General features: G+C 59.6%; 23 protein-coding genes. 16 read left to right on the forward strand and 7 right to left on the reverse strand.

The window, feature by feature from the left end; genetic code table 11:
• Positions 1-97 precede the first annotated feature (97 nt).
• Together IPP88_06720 and IPP88_06725 are read left to right on the forward strand one after the other, a co-directional pair.
• The gene (locus IPP88_06720; protein ID MBL0122424.1) at positions 98-1,420 is read left to right on the forward strand and encodes an aspartate aminotransferase family protein; all 1,323 of its coding nucleotides are present in this window, start codon (positions 98-100) and stop codon (positions 1,418-1,420) included.
• Positions 1,421-1,873: 453 nt separating this feature from the next.
• Positions 1,874-3,514, forward strand: coding sequence for an EAL domain-containing protein (locus IPP88_06725; GenBank protein ID MBL0122425.1), 1,641 nt, complete (start codon positions 1,874-1,876; stop codon positions 3,512-3,514).
• Positions 3,515-3,608: 94 nt separating this feature from the next.
• On the opposite strand, the gene IPP88_06730 is transcribed toward IPP88_06725, so the two are convergent.
• Entirely contained in the window at positions 3,609-4,112 is a 504-nt protein-coding gene (locus tag IPP88_06730) for a hypothetical protein (GenBank protein ID MBL0122426.1), read from the reverse strand.
• Between the two features lie 245 nt (positions 4,113-4,357).
• Between IPP88_06730 and IPP88_06735 the strand changes: the two genes are divergently transcribed.
• The 8 genes from IPP88_06735 (at position 4,358) to IPP88_06770 (ending at position 12,348) form a co-directional block, all read left to right on the forward strand.
• Positions 4,358-4,666 (forward strand): hypothetical protein, encoded by a 309-nt coding sequence (locus tag IPP88_06735; GenBank protein MBL0122427.1) that lies wholly within the window; start codon positions 4,358-4,360, stop codon positions 4,664-4,666.
• 117 nt (positions 4,667-4,783) lie between these two features.
• Positions 4,784-5,725, forward strand: a complete 942-nt coding sequence (locus tag IPP88_06740) for a DUF2807 domain-containing protein (protein MBL0122428.1) — start codon at positions 4,784-4,786, stop codon at positions 5,723-5,725.
• A gap of 192 nt (positions 5,726-5,917) precedes the next feature.
• Positions 5,918-7,888 carry a ferrous iron transporter B gene (locus IPP88_06745; GenBank protein ID MBL0122429.1) on the forward strand — a complete coding sequence of 657 codons (1,971 nt, stop codon included), beginning with the start codon at positions 5,918-5,920 and terminating at the stop codon, positions 7,886-7,888.
• 314 nt (positions 7,889-8,202) lie between these two features.
• A complete protein-coding gene (locus IPP88_06750; GenBank protein ID MBL0122430.1) occupies positions 8,203-9,219 on the forward strand; it encodes a potassium channel protein in 1,017 nt (338 codons plus the stop codon).
• A 374-nt stretch (positions 9,220-9,593) separates the two neighbouring features.
• Positions 9,594-9,788 (forward strand): hypothetical protein, encoded by a 195-nt coding sequence (locus tag IPP88_06755; GenBank protein MBL0122431.1) that lies wholly within the window; start codon positions 9,594-9,596, stop codon positions 9,786-9,788.
• Positions 9,789-9,861: 73 nt separating this feature from the next.
• A complete protein-coding gene (locus tag IPP88_06760; protein ID MBL0122432.1) occupies positions 9,862-10,575 on the forward strand; it encodes a transposase in 714 nt (237 codons plus the stop codon).
• A 108-nt stretch (positions 10,576-10,683) separates the two neighbouring features.
• The gene (locus IPP88_06765; GenBank protein MBL0122433.1) at positions 10,684-11,814 is read left to right on the forward strand and encodes an alpha/beta fold hydrolase; all 1,131 of its coding nucleotides are present in this window, start codon (positions 10,684-10,686) and stop codon (positions 11,812-11,814) included.
• Positions 11,815-11,913: 99 nt separating this feature from the next.
• Positions 11,914-12,348 carry a PGDYG domain-containing protein gene (locus IPP88_06770; protein MBL0122434.1) on the forward strand — a complete coding sequence of 145 codons (435 nt, stop codon included), beginning with the start codon at positions 11,914-11,916 and terminating at the stop codon, positions 12,346-12,348.
• 137 nt (positions 12,349-12,485) lie between these two features.
• On the opposite strand, the gene IPP88_06775 is transcribed toward IPP88_06770, so the two are convergent.
• Positions 12,486-12,908, reverse strand: a complete 423-nt coding sequence (locus IPP88_06775) for a CBS domain-containing protein (protein ID MBL0122435.1) — start codon at positions 12,906-12,908, stop codon at positions 12,486-12,488.
• Between the two features lie 95 nt (positions 12,909-13,003).
• Positions 13,004-14,626, reverse strand: a complete 1,623-nt coding sequence (locus tag IPP88_06780; GenBank protein MBL0122436.1) for a long-chain-fatty-acid--CoA ligase — start codon at positions 14,624-14,626, stop codon at positions 13,004-13,006.
• A 175-nt stretch (positions 14,627-14,801) separates the two neighbouring features.
• Between IPP88_06780 and IPP88_06785 the strand changes: the two genes are divergently transcribed.
• The 3 genes from IPP88_06785 to IPP88_06795 all read left to right on the forward strand — a co-directional run bounded on the left by IPP88_06785 (position 14,802) and on the right by IPP88_06795 (position 18,287).
• Complete coding sequence (locus IPP88_06785; protein ID MBL0122437.1) at positions 14,802-15,989, forward strand: hypothetical protein; 1,188 nt, start codon at positions 14,802-14,804, stop codon at positions 15,987-15,989.
• 290 nt (positions 15,990-16,279) lie between these two features.
• Complete coding sequence (locus IPP88_06790; GenBank protein MBL0122438.1) at positions 16,280-17,533, forward strand: histidine kinase; 1,254 nt, start codon at positions 16,280-16,282, stop codon at positions 17,531-17,533.
• A complete protein-coding gene (locus tag IPP88_06795; protein ID MBL0122439.1) occupies positions 17,526-18,287 on the forward strand; it encodes a response regulator transcription factor in 762 nt (253 codons plus the stop codon). The genes IPP88_06790 and IPP88_06795 overlap by 8 nt, the downstream gene beginning before the upstream one ends.
• A 25-nt stretch (positions 18,288-18,312) precedes the next feature.
• Here IPP88_06795 and IPP88_06800 read toward each other — a convergent pair whose 3' ends face one another.
• Positions 18,313-20,562 carry a TonB-dependent receptor gene (locus IPP88_06800; GenBank protein MBL0122440.1) on the reverse strand — a complete coding sequence of 750 codons (2,250 nt, stop codon included), beginning with the start codon at positions 20,560-20,562 and terminating at the stop codon, positions 18,313-18,315.
• 186 nt (positions 20,563-20,748) lie between these two features.
• Complete coding sequence (locus IPP88_06805; GenBank protein ID MBL0122441.1) at positions 20,749-21,006, reverse strand: DUF2132 domain-containing protein; 258 nt, start codon at positions 21,004-21,006, stop codon at positions 20,749-20,751.
• 50 nt (positions 21,007-21,056) lie between these two features.
• Between IPP88_06805 and IPP88_06810 the strand changes: the two genes are divergently transcribed.
• Positions 21,057-21,764: an RNA-binding protein gene (locus IPP88_06810; protein ID MBL0122442.1), complete on the forward strand. Its 708-nt coding sequence runs from the start codon at positions 21,057-21,059 to the stop codon at positions 21,762-21,764.
• Positions 21,765-21,782: 18 nt separating this feature from the next.
• On the opposite strand, the gene IPP88_06815 is transcribed toward IPP88_06810, so the two are convergent.
• Entirely contained in the window at positions 21,783-22,994 is a 1,212-nt protein-coding gene (locus IPP88_06815) for a cation:proton antiporter (GenBank protein MBL0122443.1), read from the reverse strand.
• Positions 22,995-23,230: 236 nt separating this feature from the next.
• On the opposite strand from IPP88_06815, the gene IPP88_06820 reads away from it, so the two are divergent.
• A complete protein-coding gene (locus tag IPP88_06820) occupies positions 23,231-23,686 on the forward strand; it encodes a hypothetical protein (protein MBL0122444.1) in 456 nt (151 codons plus the stop codon).
• A gap of 107 nt (positions 23,687-23,793) precedes the next feature.
• Positions 23,794-24,507: an SOS response-associated peptidase gene (locus IPP88_06825; protein ID MBL0122445.1), complete on the forward strand. Its 714-nt coding sequence runs from the start codon at positions 23,794-23,796 to the stop codon at positions 24,505-24,507.
• Between the two features lie 33 nt (positions 24,508-24,540).
• Here IPP88_06825 and IPP88_06830 read toward each other — a convergent pair whose 3' ends face one another.
• Entirely contained in the window at positions 24,541-26,214 is a 1,674-nt protein-coding gene (locus tag IPP88_06830; protein MBL0122446.1) for a hypothetical protein, read from the reverse strand.
• Positions 26,215-26,223: the final 9 nt, after the last annotated feature.

Consider the following 26,223-nt stretch of genomic DNA (forward strand, 5'->3'; position numbering starts at 1 on the left):
CTGGAAAGGCGCGTCGGTGCTAGAGGATTGCCATCGGCTTGAGGCTGCGTCGCGCGGTGGCAGGCTGTCAATTAACCAATGAGAATCAAAACGGAAAATGGCACACGTCTTCCACCGCAATCCCAAGCAGGACTATCCGGTCGCCGTCAGGGGTGATGGCTGCTACATCGTCGACGCCAGCGGCAAGCGTTATCTCGATGCGTCGGGTGGCGCCGCGGTTTCCTGTCTCGGTCATAGCGACGCCAGCGTGGTGGCTGCGATCAAGGCGCAGGTGGACCAGCTCGCCTTTGCGCACACTTCTTTCTTCACCAACCAGCCGATGGAAACGCTGGCCGATGAACTGATCGCCAAGGCGCCGCCGGGCATTGAACGTGCGTACTTTTGCAGCAGCGGATCGGAGGCCATCGAGTCGGCGCTGAAACTGGCGCGCCAGTACTTTACCGAGATCGGCCAACCGCAGCGCCAGCATGTCATCGCGCGCCGGCAAAGCTATCACGGCAACACGCTCGGCGCGCTCGCCACCGGCGGTAACCTGTGGCGGCGACAGCAATTCGAGCCGCTGCTGGTCGAGGTTTCTCACGTCGCCCCTTGCTACACCTATCGCGATCAGCTACCGTCCGAAAACGAAGTGCAGTACGGGCAGCGGCTGGTGCGCGAACTTGAAGCGGAAATTCAGCGCCTCGGCGAAGGCAAGGTCATCGCGTTCGTTGCCGAGACCGTCGGCGGGGCCACGGCAGGCTGCGTGACGCCGGTGCCCGGATACTTCAAGGGCGTTCGCGAGGTGTGCGACAAATATGGCGTGTTGCTGATTCTCGATGAAGTCATGTGTGGCATGGGCCGCTGCGGAACGCTGTTTGCCTGTGAACCGGAAGGCGTCGCGCCGGACCTGATCTGCATCGGCAAGGGGCTGGGCGCCGGCTACCAGCCGATTGGCGCGCTGCTGGCAAGTGGGCGCATCTACGACGCCGTGGTCAATGGCACGGGATTCTTCCAGCACGGCCATACCTACACCGGTCACGCCACCGGTTGCGCCGCGGCGCTCGCGGTGCAGCGTACGATCCAGGAACGCGGCCTGCTTGCGCAGGTGCGGGCACGCGGGCAGACGCTCGTGCAGCGCTTGCAGCAACGCTTTGCCAATCACCCGCATGTCGGCAATATTCGCGGGCGCGGCCTGTTTCAGGCGCTCGAATTAGTGGAAGACCGCGCTACCAAGGCACCGTTCGACCCGAAGCGCCGAATTCATGCGCGTCTGAAGCAGCAGGCGATGAACAACGGCCTCATGTGCTATCCCATGGGTGGCACGGTGGATGGCGTTAGCGGTGACCACGTCATGTTGGCCCCGCCATATATTGTGAATGAGGCCGAGCTTGACGAGATCATCGACAAGCTCGCGAGATCGCTGGACCAGGTGCTCGCGTAACCGACTCGGGGCAGACTATCGGGCATGCGACGCACGCCGGTCGCGCTACGCGTCGAATATGGAGCCAGCCGAATTGGCGCGCGCGGATGTCGAGGTGCGAACCCTGGCGTTCGAACCGGTGGAAATCGGACATGTTGGCGAACGTATGGTTACCAGTCCAAAGACGATGCGCGGAGAACTGACGTGGGCAACGTTCATAGGCTGGTCAAGCCAAACGACCACCGGTTTTTCCGTGGCCACTATCAGGCTTTTCGCGGAAGGGACTAAGGGATTGCCCGATGGGATTGGCGTCGTGCCGGACGAACAATGTGTATAGCCGCCCCGTAGTCCCGCCGGGTTTGCATGACCGCGTATATGACCGCTTGCATGACCGCGCGATTTCTCCATGAAGGTGCCATGATGGCGATGCAGCATGAATGAATGGCTCAAAGCCATGATTTTGGAGTTCACCGCATGAGCTGGCTTGCCCGCGGCGGCCCTTTCGCGTACTTCGCGAGCGGCGGATCCGCTTTGAAGCCGGCACCAGACGCGCCTGCTCGCCGGGGGAAAATGCGCTGGGTTTTTCGCCGGATTGCGCCGTATGCAGGCGCCATTGGCGCGCTGCTGCTGGTCGCGATGGTGCTCTTCACCATGTACTTCACGTTGCTGGAATGGCAATGGTTTACGTTTTTCAGCGGCGTCCTGGGCGCAGCCGTCCTGTCGCTCGCCAGCCGCTCCATCCATGCCGAGTGGATGATCGCGCGGCGCAATGCACAGCTGTCACAGGCGCGTCAAAACCTGGCCAATGAAGCCCGCCTGCGCACCCGTGCCGAGCAGGATCTGGCGGGCGTGGCGGACAACATCACTTACCTGCATGAATCGCTGCCCGCGATGCTCGCCTATGTCGATGATCAACACCAACTCAAGTACCACAATCGCGCTTTCCGCCATGGGTTGGGCGCGGCGGTCAGCCACATTGATGGCCGCCACTTGCGCGAAGTTGTCGGCAATGTCGTCTACGGTGAACTGGAGGGCGATCTGTCACGCGCATTTGACGGCAGCATGGCGCATCGCGAGCGTTTGCATAAATCCACGGCGGGCGAAACCTTCCGGCTACTGATGCAGTGCCTGCCGCAATTCAATGAAACCGGTCAGGTGGTGGGGGTTTTCCTGTTGTCGACTGACATTACCGGGCCGCAGGACTTTGCGTTGCCGCCTTTCCCGATGCCGACCATCGAAATGCCGGTCGTGTTGTCGCCCGCGCCGCTGTCTGATCGCATCGTCGAACTGGCGCCCGAGCATGACGACGACGCCGTTTTGCTGCAGCATGCGCTTGCGCACGACGAGTTTTGCCTGTTCTTCCAGGCGATCGTGCCTGTCACGACAGGCCGAAGCGCGTTGCCGTTCCGGGAGATCCTGCTGCGGCTGAAGGTGGAAGAGGAAAACATGCTGCCGCCCGGTTCATTCCTGCCCGTCGCCGAAAAGTACGGCATGCTCCCGGACCTGGACCGGTGGGTGGTTCGCCATGTACTCGGCTGGATACGCGCTGACGCGACCCGGCAACAAGCGATGTACAGCATCAACATTTCGCCGCAAACGCTGGCGGACCACGAGTTTCCGGCGTTCGTCAAGAAAGCGCTGCGCGATTTTGGCCTGCCCGGTTCGCTGCTTTGCTTTGAGCTCCAGGAGAACGATATTTTGAGTCGCTCGGCTGATGCGAGCCGGTTTGTCGCCCAGTTGCAGCCGGAAGGGTGCAGTTGTGCCATCTGCGGCTTCAACGGCAATCGAATTTCATTCGATCTGCTCAGGCAGGTGCCGGTGAATTTCCTGAAGATCGATGGCAGTCTGATTTTGAATGTCCTGCGAAGCGCCGTCGATCTGGCGCGGGTCAAGGCCATTCACCGGGTTGCGCAGGCGATCGGCGTAAGCACGATTGCCGAATGTGTGGAAGATGAACGTACGCTTGAAGTATTGCGCGGGATCGGTGTGGATTTTGCGCAGGGATTCGGTATCTCGCGACCGCAGGACCTGCGGACAATTTCAACAGGTCAGCCGGCCATTCGCGCAGGAGAATATGCCGCGCGTCACATCAACGATACGATGGCGGCGGAGTAGGGCGCAGGGCGGGACGCCGGTGGTCAACGCGACAGGCTGTACCGAAATGACGCGGCAAGTTACTTCATTTGCCGCCGCAACGATTGTTCCCTAATCACTCCGGTCGCCGAAAACCGTCTTCAATCCACGCCGTCGCAGTTGCCTCCGTCAGCTTGAATGACGCCGCCACTCGCACCTGTGCGAGCGGTGGATCCTCGCGGTTGCGAGCCTCCCGCGCGGTCAGCAGGGCATAAGGATTCTCCTCGTCCGGCGTGATGTCCAGCGTGACGGTCATCGTCGTGCCCGCCACGGGGACGACGACTTTCTTGTGCAAGGTTGCATGCAGATGCTGTTCATGACGGCGCCGAACTTCGTACGCGGTCTTGACCAGCGTGTGGAAGGCGTTGGCGTCGAGCGGCTTTGGATTTTTCTTGTCGCGCCCCATCGTCCACGGTCCAACCAGCGCCGGTTCGGGTTCGCCGTCCTTGATCATCTCCACGGCCCAGCCATCATCATCCTCATTCTTGATCACACGGGCAGTCCAGCCGTCGTCACGCCAGAGTCGCGCTTCCTGGGGTGAGTTTGGGATGGGAGTGGTGGTGGGGGCGGTAGCGGTCATTTTTTGGCAGGGGTGTCTCGGTGAAGGTGCGACAGGATAACCGGGGCGGGCGCTCGCGGGCCAAATAGTAGTCGACTTTTTTTGTTGCCTTCGGGTTTACATGTGTGGCCGATGCGCGAGGCCTCGGGTATGCTGCAATTCGACAAGTAGGCAGGAAGTATTTGGAAATTGTCCGCCGCGACGCAAACGAACGTCTGCCAATTCATCGTCCGCCATCCAATAATCGTGCGAAATCAGGAGAATCCATGAAAATCAACAATATTTCCGCCACGCTGCTGGTCGGCCTGTTTGTCCACGGCGTATCCGCGCAAACATCCCCCACTCCCCCTTCCGCGACGCCTGCCGCGCCGGTCACAACGCCAACGCCCCCGCCGCCTGCCACCGCCGCGTCTGCCGCCGGCGTGGCGGAAGGCACGCTTTTCAATTCCCAGCGCTCGATTAGTGACAAGGGCAAGTTTGAATGGGTCTGCACTTACCGTGTCGCCAATCTGAAGCGCAGTGTGTTGCTCGACGAAAGCTGCCCGGCAACGATGATGTTTGAGCTTAGGCGTTAGCGAGTGGTTTATCCGTCATTCGCCCCATTCACCCCCAGCGTTCTGCATTCCATCGCCTGAGGCTTCCCTTGCCGTTCCACGTTCCTAGAATGAACTCATTCACTCCAGGAGATTACGATGAACACATTCACACGGTTATCGGGCAGCCGCCCATTGGTCGCAGCCTTCGCCGCAGCGATGTTTTGCGGGGCATTTGCCGCCACGGCGGGCGCGGGTGAGGGGTCGGACGCCAAGTCCGGTCATTTCTCGTTCAACTGGAGTTTTGGCAATAATGTGAACTACGGCGGTAACCAGACCAAGGGTTCCGGCGTGGTAAAACAGGAGTCGCGCGCGGTCGCGAACTTTTCACGGCTGGTGCTGGCGCTGCCGGCAACGGTCACCCTTTCGCAAGGACCAGCCGAATCACTTACCATTTCCGCCGACGATAACCTGCTGCCGCTAATGACGACGCGCGTCGCGGGCGATGAGCTGATTATCGAGGGCGACAATTCGCACGGGTTCTCGACCAGGAATGCGATCAAGGTGCGCCTCACGGTCAAAACGCTCAACGCCATCACCATCAAGGGGTCGGGCGACGTGTTCGGTGACCAATTCAAGAGTGACAAGCTTGATATCTCGATTGCCGGCTCGGGTGACGTGAAATTGAAATCGATTCGTGCCGATCAGGTAAAGATCGGCATCGAGGGTTCCGGCGATATCAGCGTCGATGCCATCGACAGCAAATTGGTGGACGCCAGCATTCAGGGCTCGGGCGACATCCGCCTGCCATCGCTGCAGTCCTCATGGGTGAAGATTTCGGTGAACGGGTCCGGTGATATCTCCGCGGCCGGCAACACGGACAAGGTCGATGTTGAAATCATGGGCAGCGGGGACGTGCGTACCGGCAAGCTGGTCGCGCGCGAGGCCGGTGTGAAGATCATGGCCTCGGGCGACGCGGTAGTGCATGCGAAAGAGAAACTGATTGCCCGCGTATATGGTTCGGGTGACGTGCGCTATGCCGGCTCGCCGGCGAATGTCAGCCGGACGGTAGAAGGTTCCGGGTCGATCAAGGCGCTGTAGATTTTCATCGGGGGCGCGTCCGGCAGCGCGCCATCGATTGCCCTTGCGGCGCGCTTCCCTGTAGGCAAGAATGACGGGGTGAAGTCGCCGAATTCCCCCAATTCCCCCAAAGCATCCAAACCGCCTGCCACCGTCGCGTTGCGCACCCCGCTGTTTCGCGGCGCGCGGCGGTTGCGCATCGCATTGGTCGGCATGCCCAACGCCGGAAAGAGCACACTTTTCAATGCGGTGGCCAGCACCGCGCCGACGACCGGCAAACTTGCGGGCACCCAGCGCACCTATGGCGAATGCACGGTGCAGATCGGGCTCGACGAGGCAAGCCTGATCGATCTGCCGAGCATTCCGTCGCTGCTTGATCTGGCACAGGACGATGTGGCCGCGCTGAAATACCTGCTTTGGGGCGATGAGCGCCCATTGGTGTCTTCGCATGAGTCCGGCGAGCCGCCCGCGCCGTTCGCGCCGCCGGACGTGCTGATCCAGGTGGTCGATGCCACGCGCCTTGAGCGCGATCTGGTGCTCACGCTGGAATTGAGCAAATTGGGGCGGCCGATGGTGATCGCATTGAACATGACCGACCAGGCCTGGGAGAAGGGGCTGCACATCAACGTCAAGGCGCTCGGTGCGTTGCTGGGCATGCCGGTGCTCTCGACCGTTGCCACCATGGGGCACGGCATTGCTGCGCTGTTCAAGGCCGCGGTCAATGTGCATCGTGATGCGCTGCAACCGTTGCCGCAATTGCCGGGCAAACACATTCTGCGGAGCCTCGAACCGCTTGCCGGGGCGCTCGAACATCCTGCGATCGCCGCGGCGTTCCGCGTACCGCACGCTTTTCTCCTGATGCAGTTTGCCGCGGGCAATCAATATTTCGAAGATGAACTGCGCCATCATTTCCCGGAAAAAATGCCGGACCTGCTGCGATTGCGCACGGCCGCTTCGGATTCGCTGCCGCGGCAGCTCGCGGAGGAACTGCAAGCGGATCGCCATCACCGCGCGGCCACGCTGTCGGAAGGCGGCACGCGCATCGGCGCGCCGCACGAGGGGCGCGGCTGGCGCTACTGGCTGGATGAGCTGTTCCTGCACCCGCAGTGGGGTCTGATCGGCTCGCTTGCGGTGTTTGCGGCGGTGCTGTTCGTGGTGTTCGAAGTCAGCGGCTGGCTGGACCAGATGACCACCGCGCGGCTCACCGATGCGCTGGCCGGATGGCAGCCGGATTCAACCAGCGGCATCGTCGGGCGCGCCGTGGTCGATGGGCTGATCGGGCTTACCGGCATTGTCGTGCCGTACATGATTCCGCTGGTGCTGTTGCTGGTTGCGCTCGAAGAGTGCGGCATCATGCAGCGGATCGCCTTTGTGGTTGACCGCGCGTTCCACCACATCGGCTTGCATGGCGGCGTGGCCGTCACGTTCCTCACCGGCCTCGGTTGCAATGTCCCGGCTATTTCCAGCGTTGCGAAAGCCACCACCGGCCGCGAACGCGTCATCGCCTCCGCGCTGATCACCTTCGTGCCGTGCTCCGCGCGCTCCGCGATCATTCTCGCGCTGGCGGGGAAATACCTTGGTGCCATCGGCGTGTTTGCCATCTTCGCGCTGACCATCGTCCTGATCGCGGTGATGGGGCGGATCATGGCGCGCCATCATCGCGAACTCGGCCCGGGGCAGATACAGGAAATTCCGCCCTATGCACTGCCGCGCCTGCGTACGCTGCTGCGTGAAACCTGGGAGCGCACCAGCGATGTCCTCACCATCGTTGCGCCGTTGCTGGTCGGCGGCAGCGTGGTGCTGGCGCTGCTGAACCACATCGGCGCGGACCGCGTTATCAACGCCGTGCTCACACCCGTCACGGGCTGGTGGCTGGGACTGCCGGTGGTGCTGGGCGTGCCGATCCTGTTCGGCGTCCTGCGCAAGGAATTGTCATTGCTGATGATTTACCAGGCGCTCGGCACGTTCGAGGTTGGCACCGTGCTCGATTGGGTGCAGATCATGACGCTGCTGCTGTTCCTGACGTTCTACATTCCGTGCGTTTCCACTTTTGCCGTGATGAACAAAACGATTGGCCGCCGCGATGCGTTATTCTCCGTCGCGCTGTCAGTGAGTGTCGCGCTGGTGGTGAGCGGTGCGGTGCGGGTGCTGCTGGAGGGCGCGCAGTGGGTTGCGACGAGGTGATTAATTTGTGCGATGCGATTGAGGCGTCGCGGGAACCTTTACTAACTCCCGTTCGTGCTGATCCTTCGACATGCTCAGGACAGGGTACGCTGCGCGTATCGAAGCACACTCAATGTAAGTCATTGGTTCATATACGTCCGGAATGCCCTTCGATACCTCAGGGCGAACGGAAATGAGGTTAGCAGGTGTTGCAGGCCATTAAACGCAAGCACTGGCGCGGCGTTTGGGGCGAAAATGGCTGATAATCCGCGCCAATGCTGGAGTTTTGAGAAACGTTTCCATGGATTTGTATCCTTCAACATGACTGACGCCACATGCCCGACCTGATCATCACGCACGTCTACCGCCGATTCCTGTGGCCGATGGTCGCCCTGATTGTCGTGCTGGTGGCGGGCACCGCAGGCTATCTGGTGATCGGCGGCGCGAACACCACCATCGTGGACGCGCTGTACATGACGTTCATCACCATCGCCACCATCGGCTATGGCGAAATCATCGACATGGCCGCTAAGCCGGGCGCGCGCATTTTCACGATGGTGATTGCCTTTGCCGGCATTGGCGTCACCACCTATATCTTTTCAACGTTGACGGCGTTCATCGTTGCAGGCGAATTAAATCAGGCGCTACGGAGACGCAAAATGTTAAAACGCATCGGACAACTTTCAGGGCATTACATCGTCTGCGGCGCGGGACGGGTCGGCGCCAACGTCGCCCATGAACTGGATAAGACCGAGCGGCCGTACGTGGTCGTGGATATCGATCCCGCGCAGATCGCCGCGCACGGGCAGCGGCACGCGGAAGCGATGTATATCCTCGGCGATGGCACCGAAGACGAAATGCTCGAACAAGCCGGCATCCGGCGCGCGGCGGGCGTATTCGCGGTGACTGGCGATGACAGCCGCAACCTCGTCATTACGCTCTCATCGAAACAACTGAATCCCGCCTGCCGCGTGGTGGCGCGTTGCCATGAGGTGAACTATTTTTCCAAGATGGAGCGGGTCGGCGCGGATGCGATCGTCTCGCCGGATTTCACCGGCGGCATGCGCATCGTCTCCAGCATGATCCGTCCGCAGGTGGTGTCGTTCCTGGATGAAATGCTGCGGTCGGATGACAACGTGCGCGTCGAGCAGGTCACGGTGGGGGCGAATGCGTCCGGCAGCATCGAGAATTTCGCGCCGCCGAGCCATGAATACATCGTGCTGGCGTTGAGGACCGGCGGCCGGGATACGGTGTTCAATCCGGCACCGGACCGGAGCGTGCAGCCGGGCGATGTCATCGTGGTGATGGCGACACCGGCGGGGCGGGCCGCGCTGGAGAGTCGGGCGGGGTGAGGGCATGATTGGAGGGATGACAATGAGTGCGCGAGCGTGGCATCGGATTGGTGATGGTGGTAGCTGGTGTCTGCCCCATTTATCTTTTAAATGGGTGACCCCTTTTATCATTTCAGTTATCGTCAAGGCGTCTGTCGTGTTTGCCCTGTGTCGTGGCTGCAACCCATTTGGGGACCAGAGGGCATTTGAGATTCAAAAGAGGCGCGATAGTCGCCGCATGGGCCCGTCTCTGTACAGTTTCGCAACGAGAAGTACTTAGTTGGAACGCTGTGTGGTGAGCTGAATGCGAAGAACAACTATGGGCTTACCTGGATTCGCGCTTCGTTGTTGCGACAATGAAGTCTCTTGGAGGGACTCAGAATGTAGGCAAGAAAATGTCGATGAACCGGCTTTTTGCAGCGGAGCAACAACCGGCTCGAAGGGTACTTCACAAAGAACTGGAGTTGGCAAAATCAGGAAAATCGTTCGAAGGCGAAACACGAAAAGTATTGGAAACGGCGGCTTTTTCAATTTGGCTATGGGCAAAAGAGGGGGGAATGTGGCTAATCGCCAAAAGTAAGGTTCAATGAGGGGCAAATTAAATGGGGTCAGACACCATTTAATTCATGCTAAACTGTGAACTCTATTTTTGCGAGACTCCTCATGGCCCGCCTCCCCCGCTACGTTCTTCCCGGCCAGCCCCAACACATCATCCAGCGCGGCAACAACCGCCAAGTCATCTTTGCCGCGGAGGCCGACTATCAATTTTTTCGCGATGCGCTGGTGGAGGCGGCGGGGCGATGCGGGCTGGCGGTCCACGCGTATGTGTGGATGCCCAACCACATTCACCTGCTGGCCACGCCCACGTACGAAGACAGTATCAGCAAGACTTTCCAGTCGGCCGGCCGCAAGTACGCGCAGTATTTTAATTTCACTTACCGCCGCAGCGGCACGCTGTGGGCGGGACGCTATCGCGCCACGGTGGTGGATACCGAACACTATTTCCTGCGGGTGATGGGCTACATCGAACAGAACCCCGTGCGCGCAGGTATGGTTTCGCATCCGCGCGACTATCCGTGGTCCAGCCACCGCAAATATGCCTATGGCGAGGATGGCGCGAATCTGAACTGGCTGATCGAACACGATGAGTATCTGAAGCTTGGCCGGGATACGGCGGCACGCAAGGTCGCCTATCGTGAACTGTTCCGCGGCGAGATTGAGGCGGACGTGCTCGCGTCCATCCGCGATTGCACGCACAAGGGGTGGGCGCTGGGGGATACGCGGTTTCGCGAGGAGATTTCCGGCCTCTCGGATCGGCGCGCGGCACCGGCGGCGAGGGGACGGCCGAGGGTGCAGGACACGATTGGCAGGAAGTGAAACGCAAGCACTGGTGGGGCCTGTGGCGATATTTCGTCCTGGAAGGCCCGCCAATGCTGGCGTTTTGTGAAAACGAAGGATATACATGAATGGAATTGGGAGCATCACATGAAAATATCGAGGACCTGCCTGGCGCACCTCGCCCCGCGCTACGTCACGCGCTACGTCGTTTGCGCCGCAACGTTTCTTTCTCTGTTCATTGCACAAGGCCACGCACAATCCGCCACCGAAATGCCGCCCTCCAAACAGGGCGACTATATCGCCCGCGATTTCCGCTTCAAATCCGGCGAAGTGCTGCCGGAAGTAAAGCTCCACTACACCACCTTTGGCAATCCCGTCCGCGATGCCAGCGGCCAGGTGACCAACGCGGTCCTGCTGTTGCACGGCACCGGCGGCTCCGGGCAGAGCCTGATCCGGCCGATTTTCGCCAACGTGCTGTTCGGGCCGGGGCAATTGCTCGATGCAACGCGCTATTACCTGATCCTTCCCGACGGGCTCGGCCACGGCAAGTCGAGCAAGCCGAGCGACGGTCTGCGCACGAAGTTCCCGCAATACGACTACGAAGACATGGTGGTCGCGCAGAAGCGGCTGCTGGAGGAAGGGCTGGGCGTGAATCATCTGCGGCTGATTCTCGGTACCTCGATGGGCTGCATGCACGCCTGGATGTGGGGCGAGGCCTGGCCCGATTTCGTCGATGCGCTGATGCCGCTGGCGTGCCTGCCGGTCGAACTGGCCGGGCGCAATCGCGTCTGGCGCAAGATGCTGATCAATGCCATTCGCGATGATCCGGAATGGAAGGGCGGCGATTACGCGACGCCGCCCCGCGCGGCGGTGAAATCCATCGCGAACTTCCTGATTCTGGTCGGCGCTGCGCCGATCCAGATGCAAAAGAACTACTCGACACGCGAGGCCGCCGACAAGTTCACCGACGAAGCGGTCGCGCGCACGGCCGCCGGCATCGATGCCAACGACATGCTTTATGCCGTCAGTGCGTCGCGCCATTACGATCCCGCGCCGAAGCTGGAGAACATTCGCGCCGCCGTCATGCATATCAATTCCGCCGATGACTTCATCAATCCGCCGGAACTCGGCATCGCCGAGCGCGAAATCAAGCGCGTGAAGAAGGGGCGCTTCGTGCTTTTGCCGGCGTCGGAGGAAACCTTTGGGCATGGCACCCATACGCGGGCGGAGATCTGGAAGAAATATCTGTGGGAATTGCTGGATAGCTCGAAGCGGTAGTTTCAAAGGCGTCATTCCCGCCTGCGCGAGAATGACGATTGAAATGGTTTGGATGTCGCCATGTTCTTGATGCAATCGTGATTTCATTTCAGGCACCGTATGCAGCTCCTTTCCAACATCGATTTATCCAATGACCCTGCTGCATCCGTGTTCGTCAAAGACGAAGTCGTGCAAGTCGTCTTTGCCTCGCAGGACGGCGAGATACAGAGTCGCGTGGGTCCGAATCGCTATCGGCGCGGTGATGCGTTGATTACCGGATCGACCGGCGATTGCTGGAGTGTTTCGCGCGACCGGTTCGATCTCCGGTATGTGCCGGTCTTACCGGCCGGGGCAGGGCAGGATGGGCCGTATCGGGCACAGGCGGCGACGGTGCTGGCCAGGCAGCTACCGACCGCATTTTCGATTGCGCGCAGCGAAGGCGGGGATCTGCTTTGCGGGCAACCGAACGACTGGCTATTGCAATATGCACCCGGCGACTACGGTGTCGTGGACAACGCGCGCTTTCAACGCGTGTATCGCCCTGCAGGGAAATAGGATTGATGATCGGCGCCATTCGCCGCGCTTGTCAACGCGTGGCGAGGTATGGCGAGGCGTGGCAAATACGCACGGAGAGGTTGGACAAGTGCACCGCGAACGGCAAACGGCCTGCGAAAAAAACTGGCCGGAGAATTCTACCGGTGGTGTTCCCGCCGCCGCTCTTCCGAGATGAAATCTTCGATGTCGGGATCCATGGCATTGCGCGAGGAGACGATGCCGACCAGCCGGCCGTTGTCCATGACCGGCACATGACGAAAGCCGTTTTCCTGCATCAGCAACAGGGCATGGCCGTATGTCTTTGCCGCATCCAGGGTTTTGGGCGAGGCGGTCATGACATCGATCAGACGAGTGGTGACGGCGTCGAGACCCTTCGCCATCACGCGAAAAACGGCATCGCGTTCGGAAAAAATGCCGACAAGGTTGCCGTTTTCGACGACCAGCACGGCACCGACATTCTTTTCTGCCATTTGCTGCGCGGCGCGGCTGACGGTTGTCTCGGGCGGAGCAGTGAGAAATTTCTTCTGCTCCATGACGTATTTTATGGGTTGATCAAACATTGAGGCCTCCGAGGGTAGATGCTAGCCACCTTCGGCCCGGTACCTTTGATCTGGGTCAACCCTCGTGCGTGAAACGTCCTCAATTCGCCCGGGAATTAGCTAAAGGCGCCGCCGTACTGCTTGCGCAGATCCATTTTCAGCACCTTCCCGGTCCCGCTCATTGGTAAGGTTTCCAGAAACACCACATCGTCCGGCACCCACCACTTCGCCATGCGACCGGAAAGGAAGGACAGCACTTCGTCCTTCTCCAGTGCCTGCCCGGGCTTGCGCACGATGAATATCAGCGGGCGTTCATCCCACTTCGGGTGTTTCACGCCGATGACGGCGGCCATGGCCACCGCGGGATGCGCCATGGCGGCGTTTTCGACGTCGATTGAACTGATCCATTCGCCGCCGGTCTTGATGACGTCCTTTGCCCGGTCGGTTATCTGCACGTCGCCGTCGGCACTGATAGAGGCGATGTCGCCCGTTGGAAACCACCCGTCTTTCAGCGGTGACACTTCCGACTTGTAGTAGCCAGATAAAACCCACAAGCCCCGCACGCATAACTCGCCTGCCGATTTTCCATCGCGCGGCAGCGTGTGGCCGCCGTCATCGATAATCTTCAGTTCGATGCCAAATGCGGATTTGCCGGAGCGGGCGCTGATGCGGTGTTGCGCGTCGCGGTCCAGCAGCTTTTGCGCGGGGGTGAGGCTGCTGATGGTGGCGGCGGCCGCGGTTTCGGTCATGCCCCACCCGCATCGCACCTCGACATTGAATTCCTCGACAAATTTCGTCAGCAGCGCGACCGGCATCGCAGAGCCGCCCACCACTGTTCGCCGCATGGTCGAGAATCGGTTGCCGCTTTGTTCAAGATACAGCGCCAGCGCGTGCCAGATGGTTGGCACGCCGGCGCTAACGGTGACGCCTTCCACCTCGATCAATTCATACAGGCTCTTGCCATCCAGGCGCGGCCCCGGCAGCACCAGTTTGGCGCCACTCATCGCCGCGCCGTAGGGAATGCACCACGCGTTGATGTGAAACATCGGCACCACCGGCAGCACGGTTTCGCCCGGACATAGCGACATGCCGCGCGGCATGGTGATCGCCATGCCGCTGAGGATCAGTGCGCGATGCGAATACAGCACGCCCTTGGGATTGCCTGTCGTTCCCGACGTATAGCAAAGTGCGGCGGCGCTGCGTTCGTCAAATTCGGGCCAGACATATTTGTCATCTTGCGCGGCGATGAGATCGTCGTAGAACAGCAAGCCGGGAATCCCGTCCTGATCGGGCAGGCCCGATTGATCGGACAAGCAGATCCAAGACGTGACCTTCGGGCAAAGTGGCGCCAGCCCTTTGATCAACGGCGCGAAGGTCGTGTCAAACATGACGGCGCGATCGTCGGCGTGGTTGATGATGTAGGCCAATTGCGCCGGGTGCAGGCGCGGATTGCAGGTATGGATCACCATGCCGCTGCCCGACACGGCGAAATAGGCTTCGAGATGCCGATGGTTGCTCCAGGCCAGGGTCGCGATGCAATCGCCCGCCTGCAACCCCAATTCGCGCAACGCGTTCGCCAGTTGGCGTGAACGCCGGGCACAGTCGGCGTAGGTGTATCGAAACAGCGGTCCGTGGGTTTCGCGGGAGACGATTTCCACGTCACCATGCTGCTGTTCGGCATGCTGAATGACTGACGAAATCAGTAGCTGGCAATCCATGATCAGGCCTTGTTGCAGCATGGTGTCTCCCCTTTTTTATGCGATATTGGACGCGCAAGTATCGCCGAAGCGGGGGGTTGCAACAATCTGTTTATCCGGGGCGTTGCGAAGCGTCTGAACGATTTCGCAACGATCATATCCAACAAAAACGGCTAGCATTGTATTACCCGGCTTTTGAAATCGTGGGAGTGTCGGAATGCTTGGAGCGCTTGCAACGCTTAGAACGCTGACGGTCATCGGTGTGCTGATCCTCGCAGGATGCGCATCCGCGCCGTCCGTGCGCATCGTCGCCGTGCCGGCACATATCCTTTGGCGCGATCAGGAATTCCACTACGATGCGGCGCCGGTTCCGGTGGGGATACGCGAATTGTTCGCGCTCGACGCCGGACTACTTTCCGCGCTTGAGGCGTCCGGCATGAAGGACGCCAGCACGCAAAAGCGTGTGGACTACCTGATTTCGCTCTTGTTTGGGCCCGGGCTCAATGCTTTCCCGTATGCCGGCAACGAGTCCACGATCGCGGCGGAAACATGGCGTGCCCGGCGCGGTAATTGCCTCTCGCTTAGCGTACTCGCCTATTCCATCGCCAAGGCACTGAATCTTCCGGCGCAATTGCAGGAAGTCCGCGTTCCCCAGTATTTCAACCGGCACGGCAACGTTGATTTTGTCGAGCGCCACGTCAACGTATTGATCAAGAATGAGGCGCGTCTGCATCTGAAGAATGGCACCATGACTTCCGGCAACGTGGTGATTGATTTTGAGCCCCAGACCGGCTGGCTGCGGGCGGGATTCGCCTTGTCGGACGAGAGTGTTCTCGCCCGCTATTACAACAACGTCGCGGCGGATTATTTTGCGCGGGACAATCTTGTGCCGGCGTATGCGTGGTTCAAGGCGGCAATACAGGCAGATGAACACTATGCGTCGAGCTACAGCAACCTTGCGCAACTCTATAAACGGAAGGGCATTGCCGACAGCGCCGAGCAATTGCTGCTGCACGCGATCGCGCTTGATGGAACTGACGATACCCCCGTGCGTTCCATGCATCAGTTGCTGGTCGCGCAGGGACGGGAGGACGAAGGACTTAAATACGCCAACCTGCTGCAGGCACGCCAGGAAAAAAACCCCTACTACTGGCTGGGCCGCGGCATCGACTACCTGCAAGGCGCGAAATACGTCGACGCCGTCAGCGCCCTGGAACGCGCGGAGGCACTCACCACGGGATTCGACGAAGTCCACCGCTATCTGGCCATTGCCTATTGGCGCAGCGGCGAGCAGGCCAAGGCGCAGCGGCAACTGACGGTACTCGCCTCACTTATCGCGCCCAATTCTCCCGATTCCGGATTTGCCGCGCTCAGCCGGAAAATCAGCAAGGCGCCGGGCAATTGATACCTCCCCGTTCCCGGGGATGTAAAACGCCATTTGGCGAGCCTTTCCAGCCATTTGTGCGCGGAAAGCCGCATGGATAAAGGAGTTTGTCGGCCAGTCTGGCAAGTTTCGTTACGGGCAATCAAACGGCATAAATTCAACATGCCGGGACGGAGATCGCCATCATCGGGACCATTTCGCACCGTTACCCGGGCACTTCGTCTCCCGCCCCCGACTTCGTCGGAAGATGGAATACTCGGCAACAGCCGCCTGCTATTGGTTCGCTCAATTCCACCACATTCCCATCCACAATGAAAACCAGTCTTTATTTTGTTGCCCGCATCGCCCTTGCCTGGGCATTGGCGTTCGTGCTGGTGCTGATTGTTTGGCTGGCGCTCAAGGGCGGCAATCGCGGGCGCCCCACCTGGCCCTTCGTGCTCGCCGCGTTACTGACCATCGCCTGGCAGGTCACTTGCGCGTTTTCGCACTTGCGGCGTGTGCGGCTGATTGCCGGGAACATCGATGCCGGTACGGTGGCCAATCGGCAGCGCCGGCAAATTGAAATCCCCTTCGAGGCCGATGAGGCATTCAGGATGCTTGACGCCACCATTCGCGAATTGCCGCGTTCCGAAAATATCGAAGCGGCGCGCGACAGCCTGCAATTGCGCGCAAAAGTGAAACGCCTCAATCCCTACACCAACAAGATCGTATACGACCTGTTTAGCTGGAGCGGCGCCCGGCGCAACCAGATCCTGGCGACCATCAAACCCGCCGATGGCGCCAGCAGCGTCACGCTGATATGCGAACCGGAAGGCGCCGCGTGGATTGACTGGTTCCTCGTCGATGACGGCACCAACCTTGAAAATGCCGAGGCGATTACGCGTGCAATGGCTCGTCGTGTTTCTGAACGCTGCTGCGACGATCGTGCCGTGGCGAAACAGACCGTCACGGAAAAGGAACTGGCGGTCGCCAGGCTGAGTTTATTGCATGCGCAAGTGGAGCCACACTTCCTGTACAACACGCTGGCCAGTGCACAAGTCCTGACGCGCTGCGATCCGGCGCGCGCCGATGAGATGCTCGGCAACCTGATCGTCTACCTGCGTCATTCGCTGCCGCGCACCGGTGATGAGCCTTCGACGCTCGGTGAAGAACTTGAGCGGGTGCGCGCGTATCTCGACATACTCAAAATTCGCATGGGCGCGCGCCTGAATTTGCAAATAGAAGTGCCCGCGCCGATGCTGACCGTGCCATTCCCGCCAATGATGCTGCAAACCCTGGTCGAAAACGCCATCAAGCATGGCCTGGAGCCAAAATCCGGCGGCGGCACCATCTGGATACTGGCGCGCGAAAATGAAGGCAGCGTCGCCGTGACCGTGGCCGATGATGGGCGCGGTTTCAGCGCCGAGGGCGGCGGCACCGGCATCGGCCTGAAGAATGTCCGCGAACGACTCCAGCTGGCCTACGGAGCCGCGGCGAGTTTCGCCATCGCGGCAAATTTTCCATGCGGCGTGGCCGCAACGATCACCGTACCCGCGCAAGTTGTGCAAGGAGCCAAAAATGCTTAAGTGTGTGATTGCCGAAGACGAGGAGCTGCTGCGCCAGTCACTGACAGCGTTGCTTCGCGAAACCTGGCCCGAACTCGATATCGTCGCCGAGTGCGAGGATGGCGGCGCCGCGCTGGAGGCGATTGCTGCCCAGCAACCCGATGTGGCTTTTCTCGATATTCGCATGCCGGGTCTTACCGGCCTCGAAGTGGCAGCGGCGATGGCCGAAGCCAGCCCGAAAACCCAAATCGTGTTTGTGACCGCCTACAACCAGTACGCGATCGACGCATTCGAAAAAGGCGCGGCGGATTATCTGCTCAAGCCGATTTCGCGCGAACGGCTGGCGAGTACTGTGCAACGCTTGAAAGCGCGCGCCGCACCCGACGCGAATGAACTCGCCGCATTGGTGAAGCAACTGACCGCGACGCTGCCGCGCACCACCACCGTGCCACCTCTGGTGTGGATTACCGCGAGCGCCGGAAAGGAAACGCGCCTCATCATGGTTGATGACGTGGCGTATTTTCAGTCGGACAATAAATATACGGTGGTGATGACCGCGCAGGGCGAGGCGCTGGTGCGCAAGCCGTTGCGCGAGTTGCTCGATGTGCTCGACCCCGCCATCTTTAAACAGATCCATCGCGCCACGATCGTGAACCTGAAAGCGATTGCGTCCATCGCGCGCGATGACACCGGCAAGGGCATTGTCAAGCTCAAGAACCGGCCTGAGACGCTTTCGGTGAGTCTGTCGTTCATGCCGCTATTTCGTAATATGTGATTGCCACGCCCATTTAAAAAGGCGTTCAAAACTTCAACTCCAGATTCCCGCGCACATGCATGCTGGACGGATACGTGTTGGTGCGGCGCAGGCTGCCGAATGCATCAAAGTAACTCGATTCATTCGAATAGTCCTGCCGCAACACATTGGCCAGCGTCAGGCGGAACTGGGTTTTGGGGGTGAATTTCCACAGTCCATACACATCGAGTTCGCGCCTTGCCGTAAGGTATCGGCCCTGATTCGCTGAAATTCGCACCGGCCCGCCGCTCTTGAAACTGTAACTGCCGCCGGCAGTCACTTCACCACCCTTCATGCGATAGTCGAGGCCGACGGTGGCGCTGAAAGGCGTTTGCTGGTCAAGCCGGTTGTTCGGCCCTGGCACCGAATCCACGGTGGACCAGTTGCGATTGAGGTTCAGCCGGAAGTCGATGGGTGGCGCGGTTTTGTACAGCGATTGCACGGGGAACTTGGCGTCGAATTCCAGGCTGCGGGTTTGCGCGGTGCCGTCGTTGATCGGCGTGGATACCCAGCGGTCGTTGATAAGAACAAGCCCGCGCCGGTTGAAATCGGTGATCCGCCGCAACGCGCCACTGATGCTCATCGTCGCGCCCTGTCCCCAGAAATGCTCGTAGGCGACGTCGATGCCGGTCGCGAGTTCGGGCTTCAGGTCGGGATTGCCCTGGTAGTCCGGATCGGTCGGGCCATTGTTGGTGGACGTGAAGCGGCGCGGGATCAGGCTCGCAGTGGCGGGCGCTTTGTAGGTGCGCGTCAGCGCGAAGCGTACCTGCCGGCCGGATTTGTCCGGGAATTTCCAAAGTGTCTGGAACAGCGGGCTCGCGACACTCGAGCGGTTGTGGACTTCGCTGAAAGTGTTGCCTGTGCTCCTGGTATCCAGTGTTTCCCAGCGCAGGCCAACGTAGACCGACCAGTCCTTCGTCACATTCCATTCGTCCTGCGCGAAAAACGCCGCGCGCATCACGTCGGCGGCAAAGTCTTCATAACTGACGACCGGAATGACGCCGGGCAGTGGCCTGTCGCGCTGATCGCGGATCTCCGTGCGCTTGGTGATTCCAGTGTCCCAGCCCGCCACCAGCGAATGGCCTTCGACAATCGGCGTGGAGTATTTCCCGGTGAAAGTCGCGCCGTTGTCCTTCGCGTTGGAAAGCACGCTGCTGTCGAGGTTTTGCAGGTTCGCGACGGTGTAGCCCTGCTGAAGAAAATCGATTTTTCGCTCGCTGCCGGTGACGCCGAATTTCATGTCCAGTTTGGCGCCTTCAGCCAGCTTGTGCACCCAGTTGAGGTCACTGCGCAGGAGCGTGTCTTCGTTCGCGCTTCGGGTCAGGCTGATCGGATATGGAACCGGCACACCTTCCATCACCAGATAGCGACGGTCGCCGTTGTTCACCGAACGGCTGAAATTGAGAAATGACTGTGACGTCAGCGTATCGCCATTGGCCAGTGTCCAGTTCAGCCGCGGAGAAAGTCCAGTGCCGTCATAGTGCCCCTTGCTGTGATTGGTCGTGGCGCGAAACAGGTTCTGCACACCGGCCGAATCGGTGCCAAATTCCGCTCCCGAAGATGTCACATCAAAGTCATTGTGAAAATAAAATGCACCGAGGGAATACGAGAAATTGCCGTCCTTGTCGGATACCTGCACATTGATGTTTGGCGCCCGGTAACCGCGCCCGCTGGCAATTCCGAGTTTCAATTCGCGTTGGGCGATCGTGACTTTTTTCTTCAGGATGATGTTGATGGTGCCAGCGATCGATTGCGTGCTGAATTCGGCCGTCGCGGCACGCAGGATTTCGATGCGTTCGACCATTCCCGGCGACAAGGTATCGAGTTGAAACCCCGGCGGCGCGCGTTCGCCATTGAGCAATATCTGCGTGTAACCACTGCCGAGTCCGCGCATACGGACACTGTCCCCTGTGACGGTGATGCCCGGCAGGCGTTTCAGCACATCCACCAATTGCGTGTCGCCGTATTTGGCGATTTCCTCTTCGGTGACGACGATTTTTGTCGCCGTATCCTCACGGCGCGCATCGTAATTCTCCTGCGAACTTTTCACTTCGATCTTTTCGACCGTTTGCACGGGCTTCGCGGATGGCTTTGCGGGTTTGGCGTTTGGGTCGGCTGGCGCGTCGGGCGGGTTCGGTTTGCTGGCGTCAACGGGCGAGGGATTCGCTTGCAAGTCGGTGGCAAACGCGCCGTTGACCGGGATGTTCAAAGTGGCGAGGCCGGCGATCAGAATCGATGCGTGTATCGATCGAGTCATCCGGAAAAAACAAACCTGCATAGTTGGGATCCGAGCGGGAGGCTGTTTGGAATTTTGGTCTTGCTTCGGATGGCAGGCCGAAATGGCAGCGGACGCCGGGAAGTTGCCAAACCCTAGCATACATGGGCGTCCCGAGTCATTTTTCCTCGCGAAGCCGCGCCAGTGCTTGAGTTTGACGGAAAAATGCTATTTGTTCTGTGCCCGTGCTGCGCAGTGGTCCTGCAGGTAATGCAAATATAGTTCTTCCACTTTCTGGCGCGCCCATGGCGTGCGCCGAAGGAAAGTCAAACTCGATTTGATGCTAGGGTCATGGGTAAAGCAACGCACCGGAACTGCTTCTCCCATCGCGTTCCAGCCGATCGCGTCGGACAACGTGGTGACGATTGCCTCAAGCGTGATTCCGTCAAGGCTGGGTGTTTTTGTTTGCGATGGCATGACGGGCATTTTACCGTGTGCGCTTACAATGTATTTTCATCCCGATGGAATGCAGTCTCATGACGGAACCCGTCCGCCTCGCAAAACGCCTCGCCGAAATGGTTTCATGTTCGCGCCGTGAGGCGGAGTTATATATCGAAGGTGGCTGGGTCAAGGTCGATGGCAAGGTGGTGCAGGAGCCGCAATTTCGCGTTGCGGGGCAAGAGCAGAAAATCGAACTGCATCCCGATGCATCACTCGCGCCGGTCGAGATGGTGACCATCCTGTTTCACCGAACGCCTGGTGCGGATACGCTGGCGCAAGTTTCGCTTGAGTCGCACGCGACCGATGATCCATCCGGCATACGTCCACTCAAGCGGCACTTTTCCCGATTGAGCGAAACCCTCCCGCTCGAGGCGAATGCCAGCGGCCTGCTGGTGCTGACGCAGGACTGGCGCGTCGTGCGCAAACTTGTCGATGATGCCGCCACCGTCGAGCAGGAGTACGTCGTTGAAGTCGAGGGGGAGCTCGGCCCGCATGGTCTCAAGCAATTGAATCACGGGCTCAGTCTCAATGGACGCGCGTTACCGCCGGCAAAGGTGAGCTGGCAAAACGAAACGCGCCTGCGCTTTGCACTCAAGGGCGCAAAGCCCGGCCAGATTGCGCACATGTGTCGGAGCGTCGGGCTTCAGGTGAAGTCCATGAAGCGGCTACGCATCGGCAAGGTTTCGATGGCCAAATTGCCGCCGGGTCAGTGGCGATATCTGCCGGCCGACGAGCGGTTTTGAGATCCTCGGAATTTTGCTTCACTTCGACCGGAAAATAATTTCCTTCATGCGCGCCAGTTTTGGCGACACCATCGGCACCGTGAGCATGGTGCTGGCAATGGCCATCAGCAGCAGCGCGGTAAAGGTTTCGCTGGTGATGATGCCTTTGTCCAGCAGGATGTTCACGAAGATGATCATGATCAGCGCTTTCGTTTGAAGCAACCAGCCGATGATCGATGCCTCGCCCGGCACCCACCTGAGAATTTTTCCGGCGAGGTGAGTGGCCATTAATTTTCCGGTCACTGCGGCGATTAGCAGCACGCCGGCTGCGAGGAAAACCGTCGCACCACCCAGCGTCCAGTTGGTCCGGAGCCCCGTGCTCAGGAAAAACACCGGCATGATCACCAGCAACACGTTGTGGCGCAGCATATCCATCTGCTTCTGGTTGAACCACTCGCCATCCATCACCGCGCCGGACAGAAATGCGCCGACCATGAAATGCAGCCCCGCCCAATCCGCGCCAAAGGCGCATACCGCCAGCCAGATCAGGCCGACATACCAGCGATCGCGCTCGGGCAGCCACAACATTAATTTGCGGAACACATAACAAAGCACCACAAAAATCAGCAAGAACGCGACTTGCTTGCCGACGCGCTGCCAGTCCATCAGGATCAGCGCAAGTACGCCCCAGATCGCGACATCATCAAGACTCGCATAGCGGAGGATGCGTTGGCCGATCGGCTGCCGCAAAATATCGAGCTTTTCCATCAGCAGGATCAGGATCGGCAGCGCGGTGACGGCGCAGGCCATACCCACGCCGAGTATAAATTGCCAGGTCATCGCCTTGGGGCCGATCCAGCCATCGTAGATCAGCATGCCGGCCGCCGCCGCACAGCCAAATAACAGCGGCGTGCCAAGCGCCAACCCCGCGGTCACAACGCCCTCGCGCCGATGTTCCCAGGCTTGTTTCAGATCCAGTTCAATACCCGCAATCCACACGAATATCATCACTGCCCACCAGGCGATGCCATTCAATGACTGGACGACGGGCGGACTGAAAACAAATGCGTAATAGTCCGGGAAAACCTTGCCCAGAATACCGGGGCCCAACAATATTCCGGTGATGATCTGCACCACTACCAGCGGCGCGTAGTACTCAGTCTTGCCCACGCGCCAAATCAGGTACGGGACAGTAAAGATGATCGCCATGGCGATCAGGAATATTTCCGTGGTGCTCATGGCTTCATGCATGGACGTCCCTGAAAAATATGCTCTTGCGGATTGTTGGGGCTGCTATTCGACGCGAAAGCACGGTATTCTCTATCGTGCAGACCGGGCTTGTAAACCTTGGCGTGCCTGCCGTGGCCGCCGGATGTGCATTGTTGATTGGTCGAAGGTTCTGGAAGCCGCGCGCCGGGTGCCGGGCGCAAAAAAAGCACATCTTGGAAGAATGAATGAAAGGGACAAAAGGGATGAAAATCGCATCAATGTTACTGCCTCTCGCCATGCTCGTGGGCCTGCCCGCATGGGCTGCCGACGAGTGGGTCAAGTGCGCGGTCGAGGAGGGTTACTGCAAGGTCAATGGCACCGCCATTGTCAAATACGGCGCGTTCAAAACATGGTCGACCCGGCGTGTCACGGGCGGCATAAAATGCTCGCCAGCGGCGTTCGGCGATCCGGCGGTGGGTGTAAACAAGGCTTGTTATATTGTTTATCCACAAAATGCCGACCGCCGCAATGAGTTTATTGATCCACCAAAGTGGGTGAAATGCTCCAACGAGGGCGGCACCTGCAAATTCGAAGGCCGGCGCCGAGTCAGCTACGGCGCGGGCAACAAATGGGCGCACAAGGTGGCGGTCGGCAGCATTTCGTGTTCGCCGGGAGGCTTTGGCAAGGATCCGGCATATGGCGTGGTGAAGACCTGCTTCTACGACGCGAATTAGCGATGCCCGCCTGTTGATTCGTGTAACAGGGCGCCGATCGTTTGGCGCCCGTCGTCTCGCGTAGCAAGAAATGGATTCCGCGTTTACCCGGACCTGGTATCGAGCTTATGTGCACCAATTTTCTCCCTGCCGTTCAACTGAAATACCTGCGCAGCATGTTCGGTGTGGATATTCCCGATTTCGAGTTTCATCCCGAGGCCTATCCAGGATATGGCGCGCCGATCGTGCGCAATATTATCCGCCAGAGCGGTGAAGAGCCGCCGCGGCGCGAGTGTATCGCGGCGCGCTTCGGCCTTGTGCCATCGTGGTCCAGGCCGGAGGATGTGGAAAAACCCACGAAGCGTTTTGCCACGCATAACGCGCGCCTTGAAACAGTCGGCCAGTTACCAAGCTACAAACACGCCTGGCACAATTCCCAGCGCTGCCTGATCCCGGTCGAAGCGTTTTTTGAGCCGTGCTGGGAAACCGGCAAGGCGGTGCGCTGGAAAATGACCTTGCGCGACGGGCACGTGTTCGCGCTCGCCGGCATCTGGGAGCGCTGGTATCGCGATGGCAAGGAAGTCATGAGCTTTTCGATGCTGACAGTCAATGCGGACGATCACGCGATCATGAAGCGCATGCACCGCCCGGGTGACGAAAAGCGCATGCCGGTCATCATTCGTCAGGAAGATTACGATCGCTGGCTTGGCGTTGACCCGGAAGTGGCGCGGCGCATGTGCCAGACGTTTCCGGCGGATGAGATGATTGCTGAGCCTGCGCCGAAGCCGGCAAAAATTGCCAAGTCCGATCCCGGGTCAGACGACTTGGAGTTGCTGGACTAAGGAAAAAATTCTTTGGGCCGCCAGTCGTCGGCTTCAGACATCTTCCTCAAACTGGATCATCACCCACGCGCCCGCGCTCTGCACCGGCAACGAGGCGCGGATCGGTAAACGTTTATTGCCGGTCTTTAGTTCAAACCGGCGGGTGTGGGCGAGCGCACCACTGGACACCAGCATCAGGTCCTGTCGCTCGGTCTCGTCGGGGCGGCAGAGAAACAGGCCGGATACCGCGCTCATCAGTGTGCGCTTGGCCTGATCTTCCGACTGACGCGGAATCAAATGAACCGGGACCGCGTCCTGGCCAATCAGCTGTATGCCAAACCGTGTATCGTTTTCATCAAGGCCCTTGAATTTCCGGACAATGCGGCCAAGGCTCCACGACGCTTCGCCTTCGACGGCCACCAGGATCAGCGTCCCGACAGAGATATCCGCATCGGCCGTGCGCGCCGAGGCCAGACCAATTCCGCCGGCGCTCAGGTCACGAATCCGCCAGAGCAGGAAATTGTTGCTATTGCGATGCTCAGGTTCGGGCCCGAAGTGCGCATCGATGAGTGGCAGGTCAGTCGAGGAACGGGCAAGCGCTTCACCAGCGGCACCAAATTTTTGCGGCGATGGGCATTTAGCCGGAAACGTGCCGCGCCCTGACTTGGCTTCCCAACTTGATGCTTCAAGAAAATCCTGAATCAGGTTCCAGCCGACGATGACCTGCGCGAAGCGATCCGGCGGCGCCGGTTGCCGTTCGCGGGCCGCCTGGAATGCGGCGGAACGATCGTGATACAACTTCTCGAGGGAGGCGAGCGTGTCCGAGAAATCGGATTCGGTTGCCTCCGTAAGCTCCTTGGTCGTGTCATCATCGTAGTTGCTGTTGGCCAGCCATGCATCTGTCTCTTCAATGCGTCTGGCAACGACGTGAATATTGATATAGCGATAAGTTGGTTCAGTTTTCTCGGCAATGCGCTGGATGCCCTGGTCGGAATCGAGGTTCACCAGCATGCTGTGGTTGCCCGGTACCGGTGCCTGGCTGAGTCCGACATCGTGTGCCCAGCTGCTTAGCCAATTCTGCGCAATTAGTCGCTGCACTGGCTGCAGGTCGCGTTCGGCAAGATCCGCCATCAGCAGCATCAATACATACTGGCCTTTGGGTGTAATGGAGAAGTCCACATCGGATTCGTAGGGATACACTTCCTGTTCGGCAATATTGCGCGCCTCGGCAATGGCATAGAGCCGATGCAGTGCCTTCAACGGTACGTCACACGGCAACTCGGCGCGCGCGCGCCAGCGCAATTCATTGACATGACAGTGCAGGGCGACGGCAATGGTCAGCGGCAACAGTCCGGTTTCATCCTCGCGGGACTTTAGCCATTCAGTTGCCCCCAATGCATACCGGCCCAGGCAAACCCCCAAGGCCTGCCACAAGTCGGCAATCTGCCGGCTGATCGCCAGCGCGTCCGCCCGCCGCGAATCGAGGCGCCACAATTGAAGCCGGGACATATCGTTGCGCAACAGCCAATCGAGATGATCCTCAAGTTGCAACGTCAGGCGCAACTGGCCGACAGACAGTTCGCGCTGCTCGTCGGCAAAGGCAAAACAGACCTTGCGATAGCGTTCAAGCGAATGCGGCCCCAGCAGCGTTTCCATGCGCATGACGGCCTCGACACGGTCCTCCGTGGTCTCGAGGGCAAAATCGGTTTTGATTGAACTTTCTCTCATCTGTGCGGG

The organism is Betaproteobacteria bacterium (assembly GCA_016720925.1).
Taxonomy (GTDB): Bacteria; Pseudomonadota; Gammaproteobacteria; order Burkholderiales; family Usitatibacteraceae; genus UKL13-2.